General features: G+C 44.0%; 21 protein-coding genes. 18 read left to right on the top strand and 3 right to left on the bottom strand.

The annotated features are described in order from the left end of the window. Positions 1-89: 89 nt before the first annotated feature. Positions 90-2,528, bottom strand: a complete 2,439-nt coding sequence (locus tag G633_RS0109620; RefSeq protein WP_026519774.1) for a GH36-type glycosyl hydrolase domain-containing protein — start codon at positions 2,526-2,528, stop codon at positions 90-92. A gap of 392 nt (positions 2,529-2,920) precedes the next feature. Here G633_RS0109620 and G633_RS0109615 point away from each other — a divergent pair, with 392 nt between their 5' ends. From G633_RS0109615 to G633_RS0109575, 8 genes are all read left to right on the top strand, one after another. Further along, entirely contained in the window at positions 2,921-3,943 is a 1,023-nt protein-coding gene (locus G633_RS0109615; RefSeq protein ID WP_026512569.1) for a LacI family DNA-binding transcriptional regulator, read from the top strand. A 66-nt stretch (positions 3,944-4,009) separates the two neighbouring features. Beyond that, complete coding sequence (locus G633_RS0109610; RefSeq protein WP_022769598.1) at positions 4,010-5,449, top strand: ABC transporter substrate-binding protein; 1,440 nt, start codon at positions 4,010-4,012, stop codon at positions 5,447-5,449. Between the two features lie 110 nt (positions 5,450-5,559). Further along, the gene (locus G633_RS0109605; RefSeq protein ID WP_026519773.1) at positions 5,560-6,486 is read left to right on the top strand and encodes a carbohydrate ABC transporter permease; all 927 of its coding nucleotides are present in this window, start codon (positions 5,560-5,562) and stop codon (positions 6,484-6,486) included. A 13-nt stretch (positions 6,487-6,499) separates the two neighbouring features. Beyond that, the gene (locus G633_RS0109600; RefSeq protein ID WP_026519772.1) at positions 6,500-7,363 is read left to right on the top strand and encodes a carbohydrate ABC transporter permease; all 864 of its coding nucleotides are present in this window, start codon (positions 6,500-6,502) and stop codon (positions 7,361-7,363) included. A gap of 435 nt (positions 7,364-7,798) precedes the next feature. Continuing rightward, positions 7,799-8,527, top strand: a complete 729-nt coding sequence (locus G633_RS0109590) for a hypothetical protein (RefSeq protein WP_026519771.1) — start codon at positions 7,799-7,801, stop codon at positions 8,525-8,527. Between the two features lie 196 nt (positions 8,528-8,723). Next, positions 8,724-9,179 (top strand): ACT domain-containing protein, encoded by a 456-nt coding sequence (locus G633_RS0109585; protein WP_022769593.1) that lies wholly within the window; start codon positions 8,724-8,726, stop codon positions 9,177-9,179. Between the two features lie 10 nt (positions 9,180-9,189). Continuing rightward, entirely contained in the window at positions 9,190-10,398 is a 1,209-nt protein-coding gene (locus tag G633_RS0109580) for a homoserine dehydrogenase (protein WP_026519770.1), read from the top strand. Between the two features lie 31 nt (positions 10,399-10,429). Then, positions 10,430-11,749 (top strand): aspartate kinase, encoded by a 1,320-nt coding sequence (locus tag G633_RS0109575; protein ID WP_026519769.1) that lies wholly within the window; start codon positions 10,430-10,432, stop codon positions 11,747-11,749. 91 nt (positions 11,750-11,840) lie between these two features. Here the strand turns inward: G633_RS0109575 and G633_RS0109570 are convergent, their stop codons facing one another. After that, entirely contained in the window at positions 11,841-12,638 is a 798-nt protein-coding gene (locus G633_RS0109570) for a hypothetical protein (protein WP_026519768.1), read from the bottom strand. Positions 12,639-12,869: 231 nt separating this feature from the next. Between G633_RS0109570 and G633_RS0109565 the strand changes: the two genes are divergently transcribed. Genes G633_RS0109565 through G633_RS0109545 form a run of 5 tightly spaced genes read left to right on the top strand, consistent with a single transcriptional unit; the run spans position 12,870 to position 20,291 of the window. Then, entirely contained in the window at positions 12,870-13,382 is a 513-nt protein-coding gene (locus tag G633_RS0109565) for a DUF6106 family protein (RefSeq protein ID WP_022769584.1), read from the top strand. Between the two features lie 23 nt (positions 13,383-13,405). Next, positions 13,406-14,863: an IMP dehydrogenase gene (gene guaB, locus G633_RS0109560; RefSeq protein WP_022769582.1), complete on the top strand. Its 1,458-nt coding sequence runs from the start codon at positions 13,406-13,408 to the stop codon at positions 14,861-14,863. A 59-nt stretch (positions 14,864-14,922) separates the two neighbouring features. Beyond that, positions 14,923-17,658: a putative bifunctional diguanylate cyclase/phosphodiesterase gene (locus tag G633_RS0109555; RefSeq protein ID WP_155834937.1), complete on the top strand. Its 2,736-nt coding sequence runs from the start codon at positions 14,923-14,925 to the stop codon at positions 17,656-17,658. A gap of 56 nt (positions 17,659-17,714) precedes the next feature. Beyond that, positions 17,715-19,424 (top strand): glutamine--tRNA ligase/YqeY domain fusion protein, encoded by a 1,710-nt coding sequence (locus G633_RS0109550; RefSeq protein ID WP_051200093.1) that lies wholly within the window; start codon positions 17,715-17,717, stop codon positions 19,422-19,424. Between the two features lie 21 nt (positions 19,425-19,445). Beyond that, positions 19,446-20,291 carry a DUF2225 domain-containing protein gene (locus G633_RS0109545; RefSeq protein ID WP_026519765.1) on the top strand — a complete coding sequence of 282 codons (846 nt, stop codon included), beginning with the start codon at positions 19,446-19,448 and terminating at the stop codon, positions 20,289-20,291. Positions 20,292-20,355: 64 nt separating this feature from the next. Here the strand turns inward: G633_RS0109545 and G633_RS18000 are convergent, their stop codons facing one another. Beyond that, positions 20,356-20,694, bottom strand: coding sequence for a hypothetical protein (locus G633_RS18000; RefSeq protein ID WP_022769577.1), 339 nt, complete (start codon positions 20,692-20,694; stop codon positions 20,356-20,358). Between the two features lie 177 nt (positions 20,695-20,871). Between G633_RS18000 and G633_RS19295 the strand changes: the two genes are divergently transcribed. The 5 genes from G633_RS19295 to G633_RS17990 all read left to right on the top strand — a co-directional run bounded on the left by G633_RS19295 (position 20,872) and on the right by G633_RS17990 (position 25,342). Next, positions 20,872-21,471: a TetR/AcrR family transcriptional regulator gene (locus G633_RS19295; protein ID WP_022769576.1), complete on the top strand. Its 600-nt coding sequence runs from the start codon at positions 20,872-20,874 to the stop codon at positions 21,469-21,471. 16 nt (positions 21,472-21,487) lie between these two features. Further along, the gene (locus tag G633_RS0109530) at positions 21,488-22,429 is read left to right on the top strand and encodes a carbohydrate kinase family protein (protein ID WP_022769574.1); all 942 of its coding nucleotides are present in this window, start codon (positions 21,488-21,490) and stop codon (positions 22,427-22,429) included. 129 nt (positions 22,430-22,558) lie between these two features. After that, positions 22,559-24,082, top strand: coding sequence for a 4-alpha-glucanotransferase (malQ, locus tag G633_RS0109525; protein ID WP_035771029.1), 1,524 nt, complete (start codon positions 22,559-22,561; stop codon positions 24,080-24,082). A gap of 22 nt (positions 24,083-24,104) precedes the next feature. After that, positions 24,105-25,136 carry a LacI family DNA-binding transcriptional regulator gene (locus G633_RS0109520; RefSeq protein WP_022769572.1) on the top strand — a complete coding sequence of 344 codons (1,032 nt, stop codon included), beginning with the start codon at positions 24,105-24,107 and terminating at the stop codon, positions 25,134-25,136. Continuing rightward, a complete protein-coding gene (locus G633_RS17990; protein WP_035771026.1) occupies positions 25,136-25,342 on the top strand; it encodes a hypothetical protein in 207 nt (68 codons plus the stop codon). Before G633_RS0109520 ends, G633_RS17990 begins: the two co-directional genes overlap by 1 nt. Positions 25,343-25,951: the final 609 nt, after the last annotated feature.

Raw genomic sequence — 25,951 nt, 5'->3', positions numbered from 1 at the left:
ATGATAGGTTTTGCGCAACCAAAAAGCCCGAGCGCGTTAAACGCGCCTGGGCTCTCCGGTTTTGGTTTTAGTTGTATTTAAGAAGGTTATTATCCGAGAATAGCTTCTACAGTGTACTCCTTAACACCTTCCTCGTAAGGGATGATGTTGCCTTCAACTTCCTTGCCATTTACAGTGAGCTTGGAGATGCCCTTCTGAGCACCGTTCTGCTTAACAGAAATGTTGTAGGTTGCTCCGCGGAACTTTCTGGTGAGAGTAAAGTCACCGAAGTCCTCGGGTACACAAGGATTGATGGAAAGTCCCTTGTGAGTAGGGTAAACACCAAGGATGTACTGTGAGATGTTTACAAAGGTCCATGCAGCTGTACCTGTAAGCCAGCTGTTCTTGCCCTGTCCGTGGAACTTAGCGTCTCTTCCTGCAACCATCTGTGAATATACATAAGGCTCTGTGCAGTGGATATCACTGATCTCCTCAACGTATGCAGGACATGTCTTCTTGTAGATATCGAAAGCTCTGTTTCCGTGTCCGAGAACGGTCTCAGCGATTGAAACCCAAGGATTGTTGTGGCAGAAGATTCCGGCGTTCTCCTTGTATCCCGGTGGATATGAGCTGACTTCTCCGAGCTCTAAGTGGTACTTGGTATATGCAGGCTGAAGGATCATGATTCCGTACTTGGTATCAAGTCTCTCCTCAACGCTCTTAAGTGCCTTTTCAGCAAGACCTTCCTTAACACCGATTCCTGCAAGAACGCAGAAGCCCTGAGGCTCGATGTAGATCTGGCCCTCTTCGCACTCTTTTGATCCAACCTTGTTGGAGTTTGCATCGTAAGCACGAACGAACCACTCGCCGTCCCAGCCGGCTGTTGTTGCTGCATCGTAAACTTTCTTGATCTCAGCTCTTGCGCGCTCAGCCTCGGCTGTATCGCCCTTGAGCTCTGCAAGCTCTGCATACTCTTCACCGTACTTAACAAACATTCCGGCGATGAATACTGACTCTGCAACAGGTCCCTCGGAAGGTCCGAAGGTCTGGAAAGACTCACCCGGATGCTCTGAGAAGCAGTTGAGGTTCAGACAGTCGTTCCAGTCAGCACGTCCGATAAGTGGAAGACCATGAGGTCCCTTGTGTGTTGCTGTGAAATTGAATGAGCACTTAAGGTGTCCCATAAGGGTCTTGGCTACGCTCATATCATTATCGAAAGGAACCATTTCATCAAGGATTGAAAGGTCGCCTGTCTCTCTTATATATGCGCTTGTTCCGGCAATGAGCCACAGAGGATCGTCATTGAAGCCTGATCCGATATCTGAGTTACCCTTCTTGGTAAGTGGCTGATACTGGTGGTATGCGCTACCATCCTGGAACTGAGTAGAAGCGATATCAATGATACGCTGTCTTGCTCTGTCGGGAATAAGGTGAACGAATCCGAGAAGATCCTGGCAGGAATCTCTGAATCCCATTCCACGGCCGATACCTGACTCATAGTAGGAAGCAGATCTTGACATGTTGAATGTAACCATGCACTGATACTGATTCCAGATATTAACCATGCGGTCAACCTTCTCATTGTTGGAAGATACATGGTAGATTGAAAGGAGTTCGCTCCAGTATTTCTTAAGTTCTGCAAGAGCTGCATCTACAGCTGCCTCGTTGTTGTACTTGGCAAGCATTGCAACTGCCGGCTTCTTGTTGACAACAGAAGGAGCTTCCCACTTGTCATCCTCAGGATTCTCAATGTATCCGAGAGTGAATACGAAGGTCTTGGACTCGCCGGGCTTAAGAGATACGTTGATCTGATGAGCTGCGATAGGAGACCATCCGCTTGCCATGGAGTTTGTGCACTTGCCGGCTGCAACAGCATCAGGACTGTCAGGTCCGTTGTATGCTCCAAGGAAGTCGTCACGGCTTGTGTCAAATCCGTCAACCTTGGTGTTTACGCCGTAGATTGCGTAGTGATTACGACGCTCTCTGTACTCTGTCTTGTGATAGATAACACTTCCGCCGTCTGTGACCTCAACTTCACCGGTTGAAAGGTTTCTCTGGAAGTTCTTCATATCATCATCTGCGTTCCACAGACACCACTCTACATATGAAAAGAGGGTTATGTTGGCATCGCTGCTCTTCTTATTAGTAAGAGTTACCTTTGAAACCTCGCAGTTATCGTCCATCGGAACAAAGGTGAGAACCTTAGCCTCGATATCGTTCTTGGTTGAAACCCATGTGCTGTAGCCAAGACCGTGTCTGCACTCATAGCTGTCCAGAGTGGTCTTTACAGGCTGCCATCCGGGATTCCAAATGGTATCGCCGTCTTTAATAAAGAAGTACTTACCGTTGTTATCATAAGGAACGTTGTTGTAACGATACCTTGTAAGACGAAGGAGCTTGGCATCCTTATAGAATGTATATCCTCCGCAGGTATTGGAGATGAGTGAAAAGAACTCTTTGTTGCCCAGATAGTTGATCCATGGAAGTGGAGTCTTGGGCGTAGTTATTACGTATTCGAGAGCATTGTCGTCAAAATAACCGTACTTCATTGGTAACCTCCTGTTAACTTAAACGTTTTCGATAAAATTCTAGGTGTATTATATATGTAAATGTACATGATTTCAATACAAATTTCAACTTTTTTTAATCTGGTGCAAAGCGCATAAATACTAGGTTTACGTTTACTTATGCGTGTAAGTTTTTACAAAGCCGCATGGATAGTGCATTTGTTTCGAAAACGTTTAAAAGAAATATGAACAAATTATGGACAAACTTAGAAAAATATATGAAATGACGCTTACAAATTTGTAAAAGACTCACAAAAATATCAAAATTGCACAAAAACTAAAAAACTCAACTTGATTTTAGAGTAATTTCGTTGTATATTGAAACTACGAAAACGATTAAGTGAGAAACGTGAGATAAACAGATGGCTAGACGTATTGTTTCATTGAAAGACATATCGAAGGCCTGTGGAGTGTCAATAGCAACTGTTTCCAAAGCGCTTAACGATCACAGCGATATTAGTAAGGAAACGAAGGAAAGAGTAAGGGAGATAGCTGATAAGCTTGGGTATCACCCCAATGCAGCTGCTCAGGCACTTAAGACAAACAGGTCAAATAATATCGGAGTGCTCTTTGTAGACGAAGCCAACAGTGGACTTACCCACGACTACTTCTCACATGTGCTCGACAGCTTTAAGAAAAAGGCTGAGCAGGAAGGTTTCGATATTACCTTTATTAATGGAGACAGATCCAGAACCAACAAGATGAGTTATCTGTCCCATGCAATTTACAGAGGCTTCGACGGAGTGGTCATTGCCTGTGTAGAGTTTTCGGACCCGGAAGTGGATGAACTTATTAAGAGTAACATCCCGGTGGTCACAATAGACCACACTTTCTACAACAGAATAGCAATTGTCTCTGACAATATTAAGGGAATAAGAGATCTTGTTACTTATATATATGAACAGGGACATCGTAAGATAGCATACGTACACGGACTCGAGAACACAGCAGTTACTCAGTCACGACTCACAAGTTTTTACAATACTCTCCAGGATCTGGGAGTACCGGTAAGAGATGAGTACATGGTATCAAGCCCGTACAGAAATACAGAGAAAGCTTTTGAAGCTACTACCAAACTTTTGGAACTGCCTGATCCGCCAACATGCATTATGTATTCAGATGATTTTGCAGCCTTCGGCGGAATGAATGCCATAAGACAAAAGGGACTTAAGATTCCGGAGGATATATCCGTTGCAGGATACGATGGAATAGAGCTTGCAAGAAGAATAAGTCCTCTTATGACAACAATAGTTCAGGACACAGACAGGATAGGAAGAGTTGCAGCAAGCAAACTCATAGATCTTATCAATAATCCAAAGGGAACACTTATCGAACAGATAGTGGTAGAAGGAACCTTGGAAAAGGGCGAGTCAGTCGCCAATATTAACCCGGTTTAAAATGGCCATAGCCGTTTTAAATATAACTCAAAATTCTTTTAAGAGAAAAGGGAGGTAAAAGTAGTTATGAGAAAGAAAATACTTGGCGTATTACTTTCAACAACAATGGTAGCTGGTATGCTTTCAGCTTGCGGATCTGCAGCAGAAGCTCCTGCAGCTACTGAGACACCTGCAGCAACAGAGGCACCTGCAGCTGAGGCACCTGCAGCAGATGCAGCAGCAGAAGCACCTGCAGCTGATGCAGCAGCAGAGACACCTGCAGCTGATGAGGGCAAGGTTCTCAACATTTCAGCTTGGAACGAGGAGTTCAAGAGCCGTCTTACAGATCACTATCCTGGATATGAGGTAGTTGATGGAACAACAGGTAAGATCGGTGATGTAACAGTTAACTGGCTGATCACTCCTAACGAGGAGAACGCTTACCAGAACAGACTTGATGAGCTTCTTCTTGCACAGGATAGCGCTGCAGCAGATGACAAGGTTGACCTTTTCCTTGTAGAGGCTGACTATGCAGTTAAGTACACAGACACAGATTACACAATGCCTATTAAGGATCTTGGAATCACAGATGATGAGCTCAAGGATCAGTACACATACACACAGGATGTTGTTACAGATTCTAACGGCGTTCTTAAGGGAACATCATGGCAGGGCTGCCCTGGTGTTATGATCTACAACAGAGAGATCGCTAAGGAAGTATTCGGAACAGATGAGCCTGCAGAGATCCAGGCTAAGTTCTCAGATTGGGATAAGTTCTTCGAGTCAGCCGGTGAGCTTGACAAGGCTGGTTACGATGTAATCTCTTCAACAGCTGATACATTCCGTGTATATCAGAACAACGCTAAGCTTCCTTGGGTTAACGGAACACAGATCCAGGTTGATGACAACCTTAAGAAGTGGGTTGAGGATTCTAAGAAGCTTGCAGATGCTGGCTACTGCAACACATGGGGCCAGTGGGGTGAGGACTGGAACAAGGGATTCTATCCTGAAGGAAAGGTATTCGCTTACTTTGGACCAGCTTGGCTGATCGACTTCTGTATGGCAGCTGACGTAGATGGCTCAGTAGCTCACGATGGTGGCTGGGCAGCTACAGAGGGACCTCAGGGCTTCTACTGGGGCGGAACATGGATCTGTGCAGCAGCTGGAACAGATAACCCATCACTCGTTGCTGATATCATGAGAAAGATGACAATGGATCCTGCAGTTATGAAGGACATCGTTCTTAAGGACAATGACTTCGTAAACAACAGACCTGTTATGGAAGAGCTTGCAAACGATCCTTCTTACCAGAACGCAGTTCTTGGTGGACAGAACCCTCTTAAGATGTTCTGTGCAGGCGCTGACAACATCGACATGGCTAACCTTACAGCTTATGACCAGGGACTTCTTGGTGACTTCCAGACAGCTATGGGCGACTACATCAACGGCAACTATGCTACATATGATGAGGCTCTTGAGCAGTTCTACACACTTGCACTTCAGAGATATCCTGAGCTTACAAGATAATTTCTGCATAAGTGTCAGTATTTCAAAAATAAGTTGCCTGCCGGGTTATCCGGCAGGCAATTTCTTAAAAATCCAAGGGTAAAGAGTAAAATATTTGCGGAGGTAAGGGTATGGACAAAAATAAGTCCACTAAAGCCAATCATAACGTGGTTAAGTTTAACCGCTGGGGATATATTTTCCTTATACCATTCTTTGTTACATATATCATCTTCAGCCTTATTCCACTGTTTTCAACTATATATAACAGTTTCTTTGAGAACTATCGTTCCGGACTTAAGCAGATCGGACCTAACTTTGTTGGTGGTGCCAACTATGTTAACCTGCTTACCACACCGGAGATTTGGAAATACTTAGGTAACACACTCATCATGTGGGTTGGTGGTTTCATCCCACAGATCGTTATAGCTCTTTTACTGGCTTACTGGTTCTCAGATCCTTCACTCAGACTTAAAGGTCAGAGATTCTTTAAGACAGTTATCTACATGCCTAACCTGATCATGGCATCAGCGTTTTCAATGCTGTTCTTTGCATTGTTCTCAGACAGCGGCCCTGTAAACCAGATTCTTATGAGTCTCGGTGCTATAAAAGAGCCTTTCAAGTTCTTCCAGTTTGTGGGTGCTTCAAGAATTCTTGTTATGCTCATGAACTTCCTGATGTGGTTCGGTAATACAACCATCCTCCTTATGGCAGGAATGCTTGGTATCGACTCATCACTTTATGAAGCTGCTCAGGTTGACGGAGCTACAGCTTCACAGGTATTCTTCAAGATCACAATGCCTATTCTCCGTCCTATATTCATCTACGTGCTGATCACATCACTTATCGGTGGTCTGCAGATGTTCGATGTTCCTCAGATCTTGACAAACGGTCGTGGTAATCCTATGGATGCCCTCACCACAGTAATCATGCTCCTTAACAGATATCTTACAAGTAAGGACGTAGGCCGTGGTGGTGCTTTGTCAGTATTCTTGTTTGTTGTAACCGGTATTCTGAGCCTTGTAGTATTCAGAATAAACAGTTCAAAAGAAAAGAATTAAGGAGGAAATAGGGATGAATAACGAAACAACATTGAAACCCCATGGAGTCCCAATTGGAGTAAGAAGAACTATCGCTTACATAACACTTATATTCTTTTCGTTCCTCTGCCTCATTTGGTTCTACATTTTGCTTATTAACTCAACCAGATCACATTCAGAGATGACACTGGGATTCACAGTACTTCCCAGCACACATCTTCTTGATAACTGGTCAAGCCTTATAAACGGAACTATTCCTATTGCAAGAGGCTTTTTAAACAGTATTATCGTTTCAGTTTGCACAGCAGTACTTTGCACATACTTCTCAGCTATGACTGCATATGCTATCAATACATATCAGTTCAAGGGAAGAGCTGCTATTGCAACATTTATTCTGGCAATCATGATGATTCCCGGACAGGTTACCGCCCTTGGTTTCCTGCGTTTGATCGTAAGACTTGGAATGGACGACTCAATCGTACCTCTTATCATTCCTGCAATTGCATCACCTGTTACTTACTTCTATCTGAAGCAGTACATGGAGAGTAACCTGCCTCTGTCACTGGTTGAGGCTGCAAGAATTGATGGTTCAGGAGAGTTCAGAACATTCAATACAATCATAATGCCGCTTATTAAGCCGGCTATCAGTGTTCAGATGATCTTCGCATTTGTAGGAAGCTGGAATAACTACTTCACACCAGCCCTGATCCTTCACACTGATACTAAGAAGACACTTCCTGTTATGATTGCTCAGCTCCGTGGTGCTGACTGGCTCCGTTTCGATATGGGTCAGATCTACATCATGATAGCTGCATCCATCTTCCCGGTTATCGTTATCTACCTCCTTCTTTCAAGGTACATCGTAGGTGGCGTATCAGCCGGTGCAGTAAAGGGATGATAAATTAGCTATCCTCCTATTTTACTCTTTCCTTTTATAAGCGTTTTTGAAAAGCCATGGCGTTCCCCGACGTCATGGCTTTTCGCTTTGTGTAGGGGATACTCTCGCCGGAGGTCCTGTGGGCTGCCACAGCTAAATGGCTATCCTCCTCGCGGACTATTTTTGTCGGAATTCATGGCCTTCATAGAACGCTTTGCAACTTCTACGGATGATCCGTGGACAGAAGCTGCAAAGCGCCCTCTGAAGACTCATGAATTCACGAAAAAATACTACGCTGCGGGTATAGCTTTTTTGCTGCTGAAGCAGGCATGGGTTACGGCTAACGACATAATTGCCTGAAAGTTCAAAATTGTGAATAATAGTAGAACAATGGCTGGAAAAAGTGATAAACTAGTTTTGCAACTGTAAATAGCAAGTACTGTGAGGTTTTGATAAATGAAAGCTAACAGAGTTTTGACCGTTGTATTTTCATCTGCGTTTATTATTCTTTCCGCAGCTTTTTTACCTGCGCCTAATGCACAGGTTGTAAGAGCTGAGGAGGATACAACTATAGAGAGTGCTGTAGATACTCAGAAGGAGAATAAGGAAGATGAGCCGGAGTTATCTGAAGAGGAGCAGGCAGCAAAAGAGGCTGAAGCAAAGAGAAAAGCGCTTCAGAATGACCCTACTCATATACATCATTTTAAGTGGGTTGCGATCATGAATGAGAGTGAATCTGCTGAAGGTACTATTAATTACATGTGTCCTGAATGCGGTAAGATATGGTATTTCAGACCGATATCTGCCTACTATGCTTTCCAGGGGGATGTTGCAAGACGAATTGAGACTGCGCCTGAAAATGCGACAGTTAAGGTTAAGACATCTGTGTTTATAAATTTCAATAAACAGGTAATGCAGGCACTTGAAGAAAGACCTGACGTTTCGCTCTATGTAAGTTTTCTTGATGGGGAGTACAAGGGTAATCGTGTCAGCTTTGTGATTCCTGCGGGAGAGGATACTGTATCTCTTCTTGATGAGAATGGATATGCCGGATTTCTTTTCCTTGGCGGTAAGTATGGACTAACAATGGAAGTGCCGGTTGTGGTTGAGGCTGCAAAAGAAACTGACTCAGAAGAGGCTGCAACAAGCACGGAAGAGAAAATTGAAAGCACGGATGCTCAATAAATAAGATATAGCGAATATGATGTTTTGGGACCATGGCAAAGGCTGTGGTCCTATTTTTGTCATAATGTACAAAGAAAAATGTATAAACTTTGAATATTTATAAACATTTCTGCTTGCCTTTAAAACTTCACTGTGATAAAATCTTTCTCATGCAGACAAATGTCCGCGATACAAAAACACTTATGGAGACATAGCAGTGCAGCAGGATACAGGATACTATGTAATCAGAAAGCAGGCGGTACCTGAGGTTTTGCTCAAGGTGGTCGAGGCCAAGAAACTCCTTGAATCCGGGAAGGTCAAGACAGCCAGTGAGGCAGCTCAGCAACTTGGAATCAGCCGCAGCTCTTTTTACAAATATAAAGAAGATATATATGAGTTCCACGACAGCCTTCAGGGTACAACACTTACCCTGACATTCCAGATGAATGATGAGGTGGGACTTCTGTCATATGTGCTCAACCTCATAGCCGAGTTTGGAGCAAACATTCTTACCATACATCAGTCCATACCACTAAACGGTGTGGCATCTATTTCAATCACCATCCAGGTTTTACCTGAAACAAGAGATATCATGGAGATGATCTCCATCATGGAAAAGACTGAAGGCGTGCACAAGGTACATATTACCGGTCGAAGTGCTACGCTTACATAAGGAGGAAGATATGGCAAAGGTAGCAGTATTAGGGTACGGTACAGTAGGAAGCGGAGTAGTTGATGTTCTTGACAACAACGCAGCCGAAATCGAAAAAAGCGCAGGGGAAAAGCTTGAACTTAAGTACATTCTTGATCTTAGAGACTTCCCCGGTGATAAGCATGAGACACAGGTCGTTCACGACATCAACATCATTCTTGACGATCCTGAGATAGAAGTTATCTGTGAAACAATGGGCGGAATTGAGCCGGCATTCTCTTTTGAAAAGAGTGCTCTCGAGAGAGGAAAGAGTGTCTGCACCTCCAACAAGGAGCTGGTTGCAGCACGCGGACCTGAGCTTGTTGAGCTTGCCAGGAAGAACGGAGCAAGCTATCTGTTTGAGGCAAGCGTAGGCGGCGGAATTCCTCTTCTTAGAACCATCAATGATTCTCTTAAGCATGAGAAGATCGATTCCATCACAGGTATCTTAAACGGAACAACCAACTACATCCTCACCAAGATGGACAAAGAGGGTGCAGGATTTGCAACAGTCCTTAAGGCAGCACAGGATAAGGGCTATGCAGAAAAGAATCCTGAGGCCGATGTGGAAGGTTACGATGCATGCCGTAAGATAGCCATCCTCTCAAGCCTTATGAGTGGAAAACACGTTAATTATGAAGATATTTACACAGAGGGTATCTCCAAGATCAGCATCGAGGATTTTGCCTATGCAAGAACCCTTGGAATGGCGATCAAGCTCCTTGGAATGTGCAAGAAGAACGAGAACGGCTTCTTTACAATAGTTGCACCATTCCTCATCCCTTATGAGAATCCTCTTGCAAACGTAAACGGTGTATTCAATGCCATCAATGTTCACGGAAACATGGTTGGCGACGTTATGTTCTACGGAAGAGGCGCAGGCAAGAACGCTACAGCAAGTGCGGTAGTTGCCGATGTTATTGATATCATCAAACACAAGGGCAAGCACATCGACGTAAACTTAAATGCAGAGAAGGCAGTTCTTTCTCCTAAGGACAATGCAGTAAGAAAGTTCTTCGTAAGAGTTGCAGCTGAGTACAAAGAACAGGCCTTTGAGATCTTCGGACACGGTATCGAGGAAGTTACAGGCGATAACGTATATAACGAGTTTGCCTTCATTACAGATGATATTTCAGAAAAAGACTTTGATGAGAAGCTTTGGAAGTTTGACAGCGTTAAGGGTTACATCAGACTTTACTGATGAATAAATAACATAGAAGGAAGATGGAGCAATGAAAAAGGTTGTAAAATTTGGCGGAAGTTCACTGGCCAGTGCAGAGCAGTTTAAGAAGGTAGGTGACATCATTAAGTCCGATCCGGACAGAGTGTACGTAGTACCTTCAGCACCGGGCAAAAGAAATTCAAAGGACACTAAGGTAACTGATATGCTTTACAAGACCTACGCCCTGGCAGAGGCGGGCAAGGATTTTAGTAAGCAGCTTTCAGATATCAAGGCCCGCTACGATGAGATCATCAAGGGACTTAAATTAAAGCTGGATCTTTCAGGTGAGTTTAAGACCATTGAAAAGAACTTTAAGGCACAAGCGGGCAGTGACTATGCAGCCAGCAGAGGTGAGTACCTTAACGGAATCATTATGGCAGTATACCTTGGCTATGAGTTCGTTGACGCTGCTACCGTTATTTCTTTTGACAAAAACGGAGAATTCGATGCAGAGAAAACCAATAAGCTGATGGCCAAGAAACTGGAGAAGACTCCAAAGGCCGTTGTTCCCGGATTTTACGGCGCATATCCTGACGGAAGCATAAAGACCTTTTCAAGAGGCGGATCCGATATCACAGGATCCATCGTATCAAGAGCAACCAAGGCAGATGTATATGAGAACTGGACAGACGTTTCAGGATTCCTTGTTGCAGATCCCAGGATCATCGATAAGCCTCCGTACATTGAGACCATCACATACACAGAGCTCAGAGAGCTTGCATACATGGGTGCCGGCGTTCTTCACGAGGATGCGATCTTCCCCGTAAGAAAAGAGGGTATCCCGATCAATATCAGAAATACCAACCAGCCTGATGATCCCGGAACATGGATCGTTGAGTCAACAGCTAAAAAGTCCAAGTATGTCATCACCGGAATTGCCGGTAAGAAGGGCTTCTGCTGTGTAAACGTTCTTAAGGATCAGATGAACTCAGAGATCGGATTCGTAAGAAAAGTCCTTCAGGCTTTTGAAGATCAGAACATTTCCATCGAGCATGTTCCTTCTGGAATCGACACCATGACTGTATTCGTACAGCAGGACGAATTCATCGAGAAGGAGCAGGCAGTTGTATCAGAGATCCACAAGCTCGCTCATCCCGACATGCTTGAGATTGAGTCAGACCTTGCTCTTATCGCTGTTGTGGGACGTGGCATGAAGTCAACACGTGGAACTGCAGGAAGAATCTTCTCTGCACTTGCACATGCCAGCGTCAATGTCCGCATGATCGACCAGGGATCTTCAGAGCTTAACATCATTATTGGTGTTGAGAATAGGGATTTTGAGAAGGCGATTGAAGCTATTTACGATATATTTGTTTCAACAGCTCTTTGATAATAAAAGTGAGTCAGTGGGGACGTTTCAGTTTGACTCATTTTGCCAGGCAAAATGAGTCAAACTGAAACGTCCCCACTGACTCACTTTTTTACTTCATAAGATATTCAATAAATAATTTCGCGTTATCAATTCTCTGAGAGTTTACTGCAATACCAACAATCGGAGCTTCATCAGGAAAAGCCTCGCAGCTCTTAAGTGCTGCAGAGTTATCAAGAATGATTCCAACGGGAATCGGATCATCCATATCCTCTTTAGCAACCTTCTGGTAGGTGAAATCCTCTTCGTACTTTGCAGCCATCACTGCATATTTGTTGTTCTTATCATATTCACCTGAAGTGATGTAAGTTGTGTACTCATCTGAGTTCAGGTAATCAATGTATCCCTGATCCACGTAGAAAACTCTATCGCCAAAACTCTCAAGTTCACTCTCGCTGTATAAGGTTCTAAGATCAATAAATGTATCCTGTGAAGCGTAGCGACCGAAGGTGTTTTCATCTGCAACTATGGTATCAAGTTCGTGTGCTGCAAGCATTGCCATGAGCTTCTCACTGGTTGCAACAGAAGTAGTATCTACTATAGAAGACATGAAGTTTGATGATGTATCAACTATAACCGCGAATTCTTCTGTATCGATACCTGCATATTCTGCAAAACCATCCTGAAGAATGGTCTGCGTATCCATGCCATGGTTGTTGATAAACATGGAATATACTGCGTAAGGTTTGTTGTCCGTAACATCTCTTATGGTAATGATCACAAAGATCAAAACTACAATGGCTACAATAGTGTGTATCTTATAATATTCCCAAAAGTAATCCCAGTGGGCTTTAAAGCCCTGACCTTTAAGCTTTTTCTGTTGTTCTTTTATCTCATCACGTACTGACATGTAAATTTCCTCCTGAATTTCTTAGGACTCATTCGAGAATTTTACGTTTATTAAAGAAAACTGTCAAGTTAGCTATAAACAATAGTTTACAAATAAATAATACATTTTTTACGATAAAACAGATATAATAGAAATGATAGGTAAGAACGGTGAAAAACGCTTGAAAGATTGGGAAAAGTAAAGTAACATAATCGTTAAAATTGATATTTTTTAAGGAGGATGAGTTCTGTAATGGGTATCGATAACAATTATGTTGAGTGCCTGGTAGAGAGCAAAGCGTCACCAATGGTGAAGATTCTCAGCTTTTTATCTCTTGCTGTGGCAATTATTTTCTTTCTTTTATCAGTCATCAGTCCGTTAGGAATCATAGGTCTTATCCTGTGCATAGGTGCAGGAGTTTTGTATTATTTCCTTACTTTGAATGCAAATATCGAGTTTGAGTATCAGTACTGTGAGAGGGAGATCACAGTTGACAAGATCCTCAATAAGAGCAGACGTAAGAATGTAGCCAAGTACGACGTCAACAAGATTGAAGCTATGGCTCCGTCTCGTTCCTATCATCTCGATGAGTTTAAGAATAAAACCCTGAAGGTGGTTGATTTCTCCGCAAGACAGAAGGACCGCCAGCCTGATCCTACATATACCTTTATATATGATGGAAAAGAAAAGGTTATATTCGAACCAAATGCAGAATTTGTAACAGCTGTTAAAAACGTAGCACCTCGCAAGGTGTTTACTGACTGAAAAGAATAAGGGAGAGCGAGACAATGGGACAGATTATCGGCGAAGGAATTACTTTTGATGACGTACTTTTAGTACCGGCATATTCACAGGTTATACCTAATCAGGTAGATGTTAGCACATATCTTACCAAGAAGATCAAACTCAACATTCCTATGATGAGTGCAGGAATGGACACAGTTACAGAGCACAGAATGGCCATCGCCATGGCTAGACAGGGCGGTATCGGTATCATTCACAAGAACATGTCTATCGAGGCTCAGGCCGAGGAAGTAGACAAGGTTAAGAGATCAGAGAACGGCGTTATCACAGATCCCTTCTCACTTTCACCGGAGCACACACTGGCAGATGCCGATTCTCTCATGGCTAAGTTCAGAATTTCAGGTGTGCCTATCACAGAGGGCAAAAAGCTTGTAGGTATCATCACAAACCGTGACCTCAAGTTTGAAAAAGACTTCTCACAGAAGATAAAAGACGTAATGACCAGCGAAAACCTTGTTACAGCCAAGGAAGGCATTACACTTGAGGAAGCAAAGAGCATTCTTGCAAAGAGCAAGAAGGAGAAGCTTCCTATCGTAGATGATGACTACAATCTTGTAGGACTTATCACGATCAAGGATATTGAAAAGACCATCAAGTATCCTCTTTCAGCCAAGGACGACCACGGCCGTCTTCTCTGCGGAGCAGGTGTTGGTATTTCAGCTAACTGCCTGGACAGAGTAGCAGCCCTTGTTGATGCCAAGGTTGACGTTATTGTTCTTGATTCAGCACACGGACATTCAGAGAACGTTCTTAAATGTCTTCGCATGATAAAAGAGAAATTCCCTGATCTTCAGGTTATCGCAGGAAACTGCGCTACAGCAGCTGCAACAAAAGACCTTATCGAGGCAGGAGCAGATGCTGTTAAGGTAGGTATCGGACCCGGATCTATCTGCACAACACGTGTGGTTGCAGGTATCGGTGTTCCTCAGATCACTGCAGTTATGGACTGCTACGAAATGGCTAAGCAGTATGGTATTCCGATCATCGCTGACGGTGGTATCAAGTACTCTGGCGATATTACCAAGGCTATTGCAGCAGGAGCTAACATCGTAATGATGGGCTCAATGTTTGCAGGCTGTGACGAGGCTCCTGGAGACTTCGAGCTGTTCCAGGGAAGAAAATACAAGGTTTACCGTGGAATGGGATCCATCGCAGCTATGGAGAACGGCTCCAAGGATCGTTACTTCCAGGAAGATGCTAAAAAGCTTGTTCCCGAGGGCGTTGAAGGACGTGTTGCCTACAAGGGAACAGTTGAAGATACAGTATTCCAGCTCATGGGCGGACTTCGTTCAGGTATGGGATATTGCGGATGCGGTACAATCGAGGAACTTAAAGAGAACGGAAGATTTATCAAGATGACCTCCGCAGCTCTTCGTGAGTCACATCCACATGATATTCAGATCACAAAAGAGGCTCCTAACTATAGCGTTGACGACAAGTAATCACCGGCGCGAGAGCAGAACTACCTTATGTTAAAAATCTAAGTGCAAGGAGAGCTTGCATGCGCGACACAAAAGCACCAGCAGAACTTATGCAGGCACAAAGCAAGGGCTCTGGCTCTAAGGAGATGGGAGCTCTTGGTCAACTTGCGCCAAAAAACAGGCAGGAACTGCAGACCTGGCAGGATATGTTCTGTGAGATGGCAGGTGTCTATGTACAGTGTCTTGACGGGGATGGCGTTCCTATTACAGAGTTCTCCGGCAATTCACACGAGATTGATATAATTCAGAAATATGTAACCCCCATCAGGATCCACAACATCTGTATGAGGGTTTCCGAGAGCGACCTTGAGGATCAGGCTGTGGAGATCACAGAGATCCCCAATCTCAGGCTCGCTGCGGTAGCGGTTGGTGGTGCTGACAGGATTGAAGCTGTCTGGATAGTCTGCGGACTCTTTACAGATGCCCAGTATGATCAGAGCTTCTATCACTATCCACCTATTGACAATTTCCAGTATCAGATTTCCGAGAGCAAATTTTATAAGACACTCGATCTGTTAAGAGAGACCTTGGACATCCTCATCAAAGTTGAGGCATCAAGGTCTAAAGCTGTTGCAATAAGTGAGGAGAGCAAGGCTCAGGAAAAGGAGATGACAAGCTCCTTCCACAGAGCAGAGATCATGACAGAGATCGTATCTCTCCTTGACAGCGACGAGGGTATAGAGGAGGTAATGGCTCAGGTCCTTTCAAGGCTTTGCAGTTATCTCCAGATTAGTAATGCCTTTACCTGCAAGATCCATCACGGAACTCTCATGGACATCATCGTTCAGTGGACACAGCCCGGAGTTCCAAAGCTCTTTTCCAATACTACCGATCAGGAAGTCTGCTGGTTCCTTGGAAGGTCCAAGGCGATAGCTATATCCAGCGACACTCAGATGAACGCCGGTGAAAGAGAGCAGATTGACAACCTCGGCATCAAGGCTCTTGTGGCAATGCCCATCATGATTGGCGGAAACCCTGCCTTCTACGCGTGTCTTACCGAGAACAGGGAGAACAGAGTCTGGTCCATTGATGACATTAAGTTTATAAACGACTCCATAAGGATCCTTCAGAGTATCATAACCAAGAGACTGCAGACCAATTCGCTGGCAAGCTCTTTTGCCTCCTTAGAAGCGGTCCTTGATAACGTGGGAAGTTCAATCTACGTAAGAGATATAGGCACAGGAATCCTGCTCTTTGCCAACAGAAGTTTTAAAAAGAACTTTAGCAAGGAACTCACAGAGAACAGGCTGGTGGAACTCTTTGAAGGAAATATTCCCTCAAGAAGCCACAGCGGAAACTACGAAGTACATCACAGAGACAGAGAGAAGTGGTACGACGTCTACTACACAAGGATCAAGTGGGTGGACGGAAGACCTGTTTCACTTTGCGCTATTTACGATATCACTGAAAAGAAGCTGTACCAGAAACGTATGGAGCAGCAGGCATATACAGACTTTTTGACAGGCCTTTTCAACAGAATGTGCTGCGAAAAGGATCTGGCAAAATATGTGGATGAGGCAAGAACTACCGGCAAGACTGGAGCTCTTATGTACCTTGACCTTGACGACTTTAAGCATATAAACGACAGTTTGGGCCACCAGTACGGTGATACCCTTCTTCAGGATATCTCGAAAGCCATCAGCAGAATAGAAGGAATCACGAATTCCTGCTATCGTATGGGCGGAGATGAGTTTGTAATCATAGTTCCACCTGAGAGCTATCACAGGATGGACAAGATCGTTGAGGAGATAAAGAATGCCTTCGCAACGCCGTGGTATCTCAAGGACAGCGACTACTACTGCACCATGAGTATGGGTGTTGTTAAGTTCCCGGAGCACGGCGACAATGTATCCGAGCTTATCAGAAAATCAGATGTTGCCATGTACGAGGCCAAGAAGTCCGGCAAGAACAGGATCGCGGAGTACTCAGACAACATCGATTCCTCCAGCATCCATAGAATCGATCTCGAGAAGAACATGCACAAAGCCATCTCCAAGAAGGTTGATGAGTTTGAAGTTTTCTTCCAACCTGTCTTTTATAATGACAAGGCAAAGGGCAAAGGAAAGAAGAGCAAGATAAAGCACCTCGGAGCGGAGGCTCTTGTCAGATGGAACAGCGAGTCGCTTGGCTTCTTAAGCCCCGATGAATTCGTACCTCTTGCTGAGTATCTTGGACTTATCACTCCGATTGGCAACCACGTGCTCAAAAAAGCTTGCGAGTGCTGCAGGCAGTGGAACGAAACAGGAAACGGTGACTTTGCCATTAGCGTAAATGTCTCTGTTGTGCAGATCATGCAGAACGATATCCTGGATATCATAAAGAACTGCCTTGAGGAAAACAATCTAAAGCCTGAGAACCTGATCCTTGAGATCACAGAAAGGCTCGCAATAAACGACCTTGCAAGGACCAAGCAGACCATCCTTGATATAAAGGATATGGGAATAAGACTTGCCCTTGATGATTTCGGAACAGGCTATTCTGCTCTTTCCAGCATAAGAGCTCTGCCTTTTGACATAATCAAGGTTGACAGAGAGTTTGTAAAAAATTTAGAGAAGGATGAATACTCTAAGGCATTTGTCCGTTCAATGGTTGATATGGGAAAATCCATCGGCGCAGATATCTGCATCGAAGGTGTTGAGACCAAAGAGCAGATGGAGATCCTTGAGAGCATGGGCGTTACTTACATTCAGGGCTATTACTATGATAAGCCACTGCGCCGTGCAGCCTTTGAGGAAAAGTATGTGTATAACCGGTAGGTTTATGCTACAATAGAATGTAAACATTTTTATAGAAAGTTGGTTTAATAAAGTAAATGGCAGATGAAGTAATTACAAAAGTAAACGAAAATCCTGAGGAAGAAAGCGGCTCAGGCAGGCACTTTATAGAAAGAGCCATCGACAAGGATCTCGCGGAAGGCGTGTACGATCACGTAGTAACCCGTTTCCCGCCCGAGCCCAATGGCTTTTTGCACATCGGTCACGCCAAGAGTATACTTCTCAACTACGGAATGGCTAAGGAGTATAACGGCAAGTTCAACATGAGATTCGATGATACCAATCCTACCAAGGAGAAATCCGAGTTCATGGATGCCATCATCGAGGATGTTAAGTGGCTTGGTGCAGATTACGAGGACAGACTCTTTTATGCATCCGATTATTTTGATGAGATGTATGAAGACGCGGTCAAGCTCATCAAGAAGGGCAAGGCTTATATCTCAGAGCTCACAGCGGATGAAATCAGAGAATACAGAGGAACACTCACAGAGCCCGGCAAGAACGATCCCGGAAGAGACAGAAGCGTAGAAGAGAATCTTCGCCTCTTTGAAGAGATGAAGAGTGGCAAGGTTGCTGACGGAGCAATGACTCTTCGTGCCAAGATCGATATGGCATCACCTAACATCAACATGAGAGATCCTATCATCTATCGTGTTGCTCACATGTCACATGCAAGGTGCGGAGATAAGTGGTGCATCTATCCTATGTACGACTTTGCTCATCCTATCGAGGATGCCATCGAGGGTATCACACATTCACTCTGCACACTGGAGTTTGAGGATCACAGACCTCTTTACGACTGGGTTAAGACAGAGTGCGAATACAAGAATCCTCCACGTCAGATTGAGTTCGCTAAGATGTACCTCAACAACGTGGTTACAGGAAAAAGATATATCAAGAAGCTTGTAGAGGATGGAATTGTTGACGGATGGGACGATCCAAGACTTGTTACCATCGCATCACTCCGCAGAAGAGGCTTTACACCTGAGTCCATCAAGATGTTCGTTGATATGTGCGGAATCAGTAAGGCACAGGCAACAGCAGAGTATGCAATGCTTGAGTACTGCATCAGAGAGGACTTAAAGCTCAAGGCTAAGAGAATGCAGGCAGTTCTTGATCCTGTTAAGCTCATCATCGACAACTATCCTGAGGGCGAGACAGAGTACCTTGATATTGAGAACAACAAGGAAGTTCCTGAGATGGGAAGCCGTAAGATCCCATTCGGAAAAGAGCTTTGGATAGAGAGAGAAGACTTCATGGAGGAGCCTCCAAAGAAGTACTTCAGACTGTTCCCGGGCAACGAAGTAAGACTTATGAACGCTTACTTTGTTACATGTACAGGATTTGAGAAGGATGAGAATGGCAATATCACAGAGATCCACTGTACATATGATCCTGCAACCAAGGGCGGAGACAGCCCCGACGGCAGAAAGGTAAAGGGAACAATCCACTGGGTAGCTGCCAAGGAGGCAGTTAACGCAGAGGTAAGACTTTACGAGAATATCATTGATGAGGAGAAGGGCGTTTACAACGAGGAAGACGGATCTCTTAATTTAAACCCCAATTCCATCAAGGTCATTAAGAATGCTAAACTTGAGCCGGAGCTTGCAAACGCCAAGGCCTTTGAGAAATTCCAGTTTGTCAGAAACGGATTCTTCTGTGTGGATTGCAAGGACTCAAAAGAGGGAGCACCGGTATTTAACAGAATAGTTTCACTTAAGAGTTCATTCGTGCTACCTAAAAACTAACTTTTAAGGAGAGGTGTAGGTATGGGCATATTTTCCGGATTTGAAAAACTTGGGCTTGGCAATATCGAAGGAGAAGCGCTTTTTGAAGACCCCAGAAAGAAAGAGGTGGTAGTCAAAAAGGAAGAACCCAAGAAAAAACTTCAGCTGGTGAACGAAGAGGATTACCTCTTTGATAAAAAATATAAATGCCCGGTCTGTGATTCTGATTTTGAAGCAAGGACCGTAAGAACAGGTAAGGTCAAAATTAAGAACGTGGATATAGATCTTAGACCTGACTATGAGGAGCTTGATCAGAACAAATATGATGTAATTGCCTGCCCTGCTTGCGGATATGCTGCTCTTGGCAGATACTTCCCGAACCTCACCAAGTACCAGATTGATGACATCAGAGTTAAGATCTGTATGAACTATAAGCACGAGCCCTGCAAAGATCCTGTCTACACCTATGAGTATGCCAAGAGGCTCTACCAGCTATGCCTGGCAAACGCTGTGGTCAAGAAGGCCAAGAACAGTGAAAAGGCATATATCTGCTTGAAATCAGCCTGGGTTATCAGAGGAGAGACCCAGAGACTTGACCCTAACGATGACGATTACGAGACCAGGAAGGCAGAGAATGATGCTCAGGAAAAAGAGCTTCTGGTAAATGCCCTTAACGGTTTTGCAATGGCCAGACAGACAGAAGAATTCCCCATTGCAGGAATGGATGCCACAACACTTGACTATTTGATGGCTGCCCTGGCTGTTGAGACGGGCCAGAGGGATATGGCATCCAAGATGATAGGCGAGATTCTCACATCAAGGGTTGCAAACAGCAGGATTAAGGACAAGGCAAGAGTACTCAAGGAAATGCTGATGGAAAAAGAATAAATATAAGCAAAATAAAAATCCCTTACAGATCACTCTGTAAGGGATTTATTCATATTCATAATAATTATTTATCCTCGTCGTCGAAGAATTCTTCTGACTCTTCAGGATCCTCTTTAGCCTCAGCCTCAGCTTCTGGCTCTTTCTCGGGCTCTGCAGGAGCCTCTTCAGAATCGGAATCTGATGCGGACTTTGTGATATCAACATATTTACGTGAACCGAACTTTGAGTCTGAGCTTGTATCCTCGTCATCATCAAAGTCGTCGAAATCGTCGAAATCATCGTCATCAAAACTGTCTGCGATTTCCTCTTCTCTCTTGCTGAGATAGTAATATGCTCCGGCTGCAGCAGCTCCGGCAGCGGCACAGAATAAAACGAACTTACCGAATGCGTTGTTCTTGGACATTTTTAGCTCCCCTCCTATTTCAAACGGTTATTTAAATTTTAATACAATTTGTTTTTAAATAAAAGACCTGAGTATTAAAATTTGATAAATAACGAAAAATCGTTTGATGTGATTTTTTATAAATGGTAAACTAGTTTTAGACTGATTTAGTCAATTCGCTCGGAATGAGGATATTCCATGAACGACAGGTTTTGGGAGTTAAAAAAAGAAAAGCAGGACAGAATGATAAATTCAGCTCTAAAGGTCTTTTCCCAGTATGGCTACAAACACGCCAGCACGGATGAGATCGTAAAAGGAGCGGGGATCAGCAAAGGGCTTTTGTTCCACTACTTTGAGAGCAAGATAGGACTCTATGCCTTTTTGTATGACTATGCAACAAGGTTTGTGACACTGGAGCTAACAGCCAATGTGGAAAAGAGTGAGAACAGATATTTTGAGCTCTACAAGCAGATCCTGTCTGCCAAGGCAAATTCAATGTCCCAGTATCCTTTCATATTTCTTTTCCTGAACAAAGCAGATGAAGAAACTGATATCGAAGCCGTTTCGGTAATCAGTGAGAGACGCGAGAAATATCAGAGGATAATGCACGCCCTGAGGGAGAGGGCGGATATTACCACCTTTATACCGGGGATCGATTTCGAAAAAGTTGGGGTGATACTTGATTACACAATAGACGGACTTATACAAAAATCCGTACTATCAGAGAACTTTAGGGCTGACTTCTTTTTGGAGGAGGCCACAGAATATGTTGATATGATGCAGACTATGACATCATAAGAACAAGGAGGGTTATATGAGCAAGTTCTTAGTAGCAGGTGTTACACAGATTGAGACCATCGTAAGAGTTGATAAGATTCCTGTGAGCTATGCTCCTCTTACCAGTGCGACCGACTCCATTTTTACAGCCATGGGCGGAGATGCGTACAACGAATCCCTGGCGCTTAAGTGGCTTGGAGACGATGTTTGCTTCATGTCCATTGTGGGAAGAAATCAGGACCTTAGTCTGATAAATCCGCATGATCGCAAGATCACTCTTTCAACCCAGTACATAATCCCTCAGATGAAGGCTACACCTACTGAGGTTGTTCTCTATGACAAGGACAGAAAACAGCAGATCTTTGAAGATATCAAGGACCTTAGAGACAATGTTTATGATATGTCCATGGTGCCACCTATTGCAGAGGAATGCGATATGATGGTGCTTGCCAATGCCAATTTCTGCAGACCGTTTGCCAAGGTGGCTTCAGAGCACAATAAGCCGGTTGCAGTTAACATCAGAAACTATAATCCCGAGAAGGAGAAGTACAACACCGACTTCCTAAAACCCGCGAAGATTCTGTACTTTAGTGATGATACGCTGACCGAGGATCCGTACGAGTTCATCGACCGAATTTCCGGGACATACGGAACAGAGATCATCATTCTCGGACAGGGCAGTGAGGGACTTATTCTCTTTGATAAGACAAAAGACCTAAGGGTTCACTACAACACAGTTAAGACCAATGAGGTTGTAAATACCATAGGTGCAGGAAATGCGCTGTTTGCATGCTTCCTTCACTACTATATGGAGACAGGTGACAGTGTAAATGCCATCAAGAATGCACTTCTTTTTGCTTCCTACAAGATCGGATACATGGGAACTTCAAACGGATTCATGACACCTGATCAGCTCGATCAGTGGAGGAACCTCATTTGGGGCATCAAGAAAAGTGCTTTTGAGGAGAATCAGAATTAATAGAAATTTTCTTGATAAAGTTTCAAAAAATGTGGTAAAGTAGAGCTATGGAAACGTTACCGGTAACGGTAAAATTTCCGTAGCTCATTTAAACTAATTACAGGTTTTACGCAAAAGGAGAGGGTAGATATGGCAAAGGCAAACAGTAAATCAGGCAGAAAATGCGGAGTATTACTTCCTATTTTCTCGCTGTCTTCCGAGTACGGAATCGGTACTTTTTCTAAAGAGGCATATGAATTTGTGGATTTCCTTAAGGAGGCAGGACAGAGCTACTGGCAGATCCTTCCTTTAGGTCCCACAAGCTATGGCGATTCGCCGTATCAGTCTTTTTCAACATTTGCGGGAAATCCTTATTTTATCGATATAACTACACTTATTGAACAAGGTCTTTTGACAAAAAAAGATGCTGACAAGTGCGACTTCGGTGGATCTGAGGAGTACATCGACTATGAGAAGATGTACAAATCAAGATTTGTGCTGCTTAAGAAAGCCTACGAGAACATGGGTAAGGCTAAAAATGCAGACAAACTCAAAAAAGACTTTGAGACATTCAAGAAAAAACGCGACAATGACTGGCTTGCTGACTATTCTCTTTTCATGGCGCTCAAGAATGACTATGACGGAAGAGCATGGAATACCTGGGAGGAGGGAATACGCCTCAGGAAGCCTGCAGCTATGAAACAGGCCAAGGAGAAGTATGCAGGGGAGATTGACTTCTACTGCTTCCTTCAGTTCCTGTTTTCTGAGCAGTGGCTGGCTCTTAAGAAGTATGCCAACGACAACGGAATTGAGATCATTGGAGATATCCCGATCTATGTTGCTTTTGACAGTGCTGATACCTGGGCTAATCCGGAGCTTTTCCAGCTGGATAAAAAGAATACTCCCATTGATGTTGCCGGTTGTCCCCCCGATGCATTTTCTGCTACAGGCCAGCTCTGGGGAAATCCTCTTTATAAGTGGGACTACCATGAGAAGACAGGCTACAAGTGGTGGATGAAGAGAATTGCTCACTGCTACAAGCTTTACGATGTTGTAAGAATCGACCACTTCCGCGGATTTGATGAGTACTATGCAATTCCTTACGGCGATCCTACAGCTGAGTTTGGTGAGTGGAGAAAGGGCCCCGGATACAAGCTCTTTGAAACCATGAAGAAAGAGCTCGGAGAGAAGAAGGTTATTGCTGAGGACCTCGGTTTCCTTACACCTTCAGTTATCAAGCTTGTTAAGAAGACAGGCTATCCCGGAATGAAGATCCTTCAGTTTGCTTTTGATTCAAGGGAAGAGAGCGATTATCTTCCTCACAACTATACCAATAACTGCATCGTTTATACCGGAACTCACGACAACGACACCACCAGAAGCTGGTTTGATAAGCTTCCCAGAGATGATAAGAAATTTGCCAAGGAATACCTTGGAATTAAGACAGGTAAGGATGCTGTATGGGCTACAATAAGAGCAAGCTTTGCAAGTGTGTCGGATACTGTTATAATTCCTATGCAGGATTATCTTGAACTCCCTGGTTATGCAAGGATCAATACTCCTTCAACCCTCGGTGGAAACTGGGTTTGGAGAATGAAGAAGGATGCGCTCTCACCTGAGCTTTGCGCTAAGATGCATGACTTTGCAAGGATTTACAGAAGACTTTCCAAATAATAAATTGGCAGGTTAATGTTTAATGTCAGAAATTACAATTGTAGAAATAGCCAGAAGATGCGGTGTTGGTGTCAGCACCGTATCAAGGGCTATAAATAATCATTCGGATATCAATCCCGAAACCAAAAAGAGAATAATGGAGGTTATCAGGGAAACCGGATACATCCCCAACAACAGTGCCAGGAACCTTAAGAGAACGGATGCAAAATGTATCGCAGTTCTTGTTAGGGGAATCACCAATCCTTTCTTTGCGCCTATGATTGAGGTGGTTGAGAAGGAAGTTGAGGAGAGAAAGTATGCTCTGGTAATGAGACACGTTGAATCCCACGAGGATGAGGTTGACGTGGCACTTGAGCTTGAGAAGGAAAAGCGTCTTCGCGGAATCATCTTTATGGGCGGAGCAGCCAAGCACTCAGCTGAGAAGATCAAGCAGCTCAGCGTCCCTGTTGTGTTTGCAACCATCGGATCCGATATCGCAGATGACCTCAGTAGAAACGAATACTCAACAGTCTCTGTTGATGACGAGAAGGAGAGCTTTAAGGTTGTTGAATATCTCATCGGTCTCGGTCACAAGAAGATTGCAATCCTGACTGAGGGAAGCGATACACCTTCAATTGTTAAGCTGCGTCTTAAGGGATATCTCGGCGCTCTTGAAAAGCACGGGATTAAGCCTGACGAGAAGCTCATCAGATATGTTGACCGAAGAATTTATACATTCAGTAACGGCTACGATACTACCAAGGCTCTTATTGAATCGGGAGAGAAATTTACTGCACTGTATTGTATTTCAGATGTGCTGGCAGTAGGAGCTCTAAGAGCTCTGGCAGATTCAGGAATCAAGGTCCCCGAGGATGTAAGCGTTGTCGGATACGATGGACAGGAGATCGCAGAGTACTGCGTACCGAGACTTACCACACTCAGGCAGCCTATGGTAGATATTTCCAAGGAAGCAATGAAGCTTCTGTTTAGTATCATCGACAAGGAATCCGGACACAAGCACATCGTGTTCCCGGGTGAGCTGATAATAGGTGAATCAACAAGGAAGATAAAGTGATGGATAAACTGGAATATGAAGGTTATATCGGAACCGTTAATTATGATGAGAAGTGCGACTATTATACTGGAGAGGTGAAGATAGACGATCGTATATACACCTATGAAGGTGATACTCTGGAGGAACTTCAGGAGGACTTCGAGGATATCATTGATTCCATTATCGCATTTGATGAGATGGATGATATAGATGAGGAAGAGGAATAATCGTAAGAGGTTTGGAAAACTTGCGATATATTGAATAGCAGCTGCCTTCCCCTGCCAAGGGGATTGTAGCATAAAACGCCGGGCCGTCAAGGACAAGCTAAAGTGCGCAAAAAGCAGCGCATCCTTGACCGCCCGGCGTTTTATGCATTTAGGTCACTAAGGGGGAAGGGAGGAAGGAGAAGGCAAAGGGGATTGGCTTTACCGAGCGCAGAGGCAGGAGCTAAGGTATCGCATTATAGAATGTGTTCCGACCTGAGTAATTCTTGTGCAAATTTAGCTCAGCGTGGAGGTGACCGGCGAGGTGTAGGCAGGGGAGAGCGCTGATTACGGGAAGCGTTACTGTCCAGGCGGAAAAATTGAAATTATACCGTAATGAAAAATGGGGTGATTGGGAAATGCTACTGTCCTGGAATAAAAATTGAATATATACCGTAATGAAAATCAGGCTGATCAATGAAGTACTACTGTCCCAGAGCAAAAACTTCAAAAATACCGTAATGAAAAACAGGTTGTTGCGAGAAGTCTTACTGTCCTGATGAAAAAATTGAAATTATACCGTAATGAAAAATGTAAGTCTTACTGTCCTAAAAGAAAAACTTGATAAATACC

The organism is Butyrivibrio sp. FCS006, assembly GCF_000424525.1.
Taxonomy (GTDB): domain Bacteria; phylum Bacillota; class Clostridia; order Lachnospirales; family Lachnospiraceae; genus Butyrivibrio.
The sequence above is the reverse complement of the archived record's forward strand: the minus strand, read 5'-3'. Positions and strand labels throughout refer to the sequence as shown.

Excerpts from the sequence above, each read along its gene's own strand:
- G633_RS17990 (WP_035771026.1), top strand. The coding sequence starts at position 25,136 with ATGGATAAACTGGAATATGAAGGTTATATCGGAACCGTTAATTATGAT.
- G633_RS0109530 (WP_022769574.1), top strand. The coding sequence starts at position 21,488 with ATGAGCAAGTTCTTAGTAGCAGGTGTTACACAGATTGAGACCATCGTA.
- malQ (WP_035771029.1), top strand. The coding sequence starts at position 22,559 with ATGGCAAAGGCAAACAGTAAATCAGGCAGAAAATGCGGAGTATTACTT.
- G633_RS0109580 (WP_026519770.1), top strand. The coding sequence starts at position 9,190 with ATGGCAAAGGTAGCAGTATTAGGGTACGGTACAGTAGGAAGCGGAGTA.
- G633_RS0109520 (WP_022769572.1), top strand. The coding sequence starts at position 24,105 with ATGTCAGAAATTACAATTGTAGAAATAGCCAGAAGATGCGGTGTTGGT.
- G633_RS0109575 (WP_026519769.1), top strand. The coding sequence starts at position 10,430 with ATGAAAAAGGTTGTAAAATTTGGCGGAAGTTCACTGGCCAGTGCAGAG.
- G633_RS0109570 (WP_026519768.1), bottom strand. The coding sequence starts at position 12,638 with ATGTCAGTACGTGATGAGATAAAAGAACAACAGAAAAAGCTTAAAGGT.
- G633_RS0109610 (WP_022769598.1), top strand. The coding sequence starts at position 4,010 with ATGAGAAAGAAAATACTTGGCGTATTACTTTCAACAACAATGGTAGCT.
- G633_RS0109605 (WP_026519773.1), top strand. The coding sequence starts at position 5,560 with ATGGACAAAAATAAGTCCACTAAAGCCAATCATAACGTGGTTAAGTTT.
- G633_RS19295 (WP_022769576.1), top strand. The coding sequence starts at position 20,872 with ATGAACGACAGGTTTTGGGAGTTAAAAAAAGAAAAGCAGGACAGAATG.
- G633_RS0109555 (WP_155834937.1), top strand. The coding sequence starts at position 14,923 with ATGCGCGACACAAAAGCACCAGCAGAACTTATGCAGGCACAAAGCAAG.
- G633_RS0109600 (WP_026519772.1), top strand. The coding sequence starts at position 6,500 with ATGAATAACGAAACAACATTGAAACCCCATGGAGTCCCAATTGGAGTA.
- G633_RS0109550 (WP_051200093.1), top strand. The coding sequence starts at position 17,715 with ATGGCAGATGAAGTAATTACAAAAGTAAACGAAAATCCTGAGGAAGAA.
- G633_RS0109620 (WP_026519774.1), bottom strand. The coding sequence starts at position 2,528 with ATGAAGTACGGTTATTTTGACGACAATGCTCTCGAATACGTAATAACT.
- G633_RS0109590 (WP_026519771.1), top strand. The coding sequence starts at position 7,799 with ATGAAAGCTAACAGAGTTTTGACCGTTGTATTTTCATCTGCGTTTATT.
- guaB (WP_022769582.1), top strand. The coding sequence starts at position 13,406 with ATGGGACAGATTATCGGCGAAGGAATTACTTTTGATGACGTACTTTTA.
- G633_RS0109545 (WP_026519765.1), top strand. The coding sequence starts at position 19,446 with ATGGGCATATTTTCCGGATTTGAAAAACTTGGGCTTGGCAATATCGAA.
- G633_RS0109565 (WP_022769584.1), top strand. The coding sequence starts at position 12,870 with ATGGGTATCGATAACAATTATGTTGAGTGCCTGGTAGAGAGCAAAGCG.
- G633_RS18000 (WP_022769577.1), bottom strand. The coding sequence starts at position 20,694 with ATGTCCAAGAACAACGCATTCGGTAAGTTCGTTTTATTCTGTGCCGCT.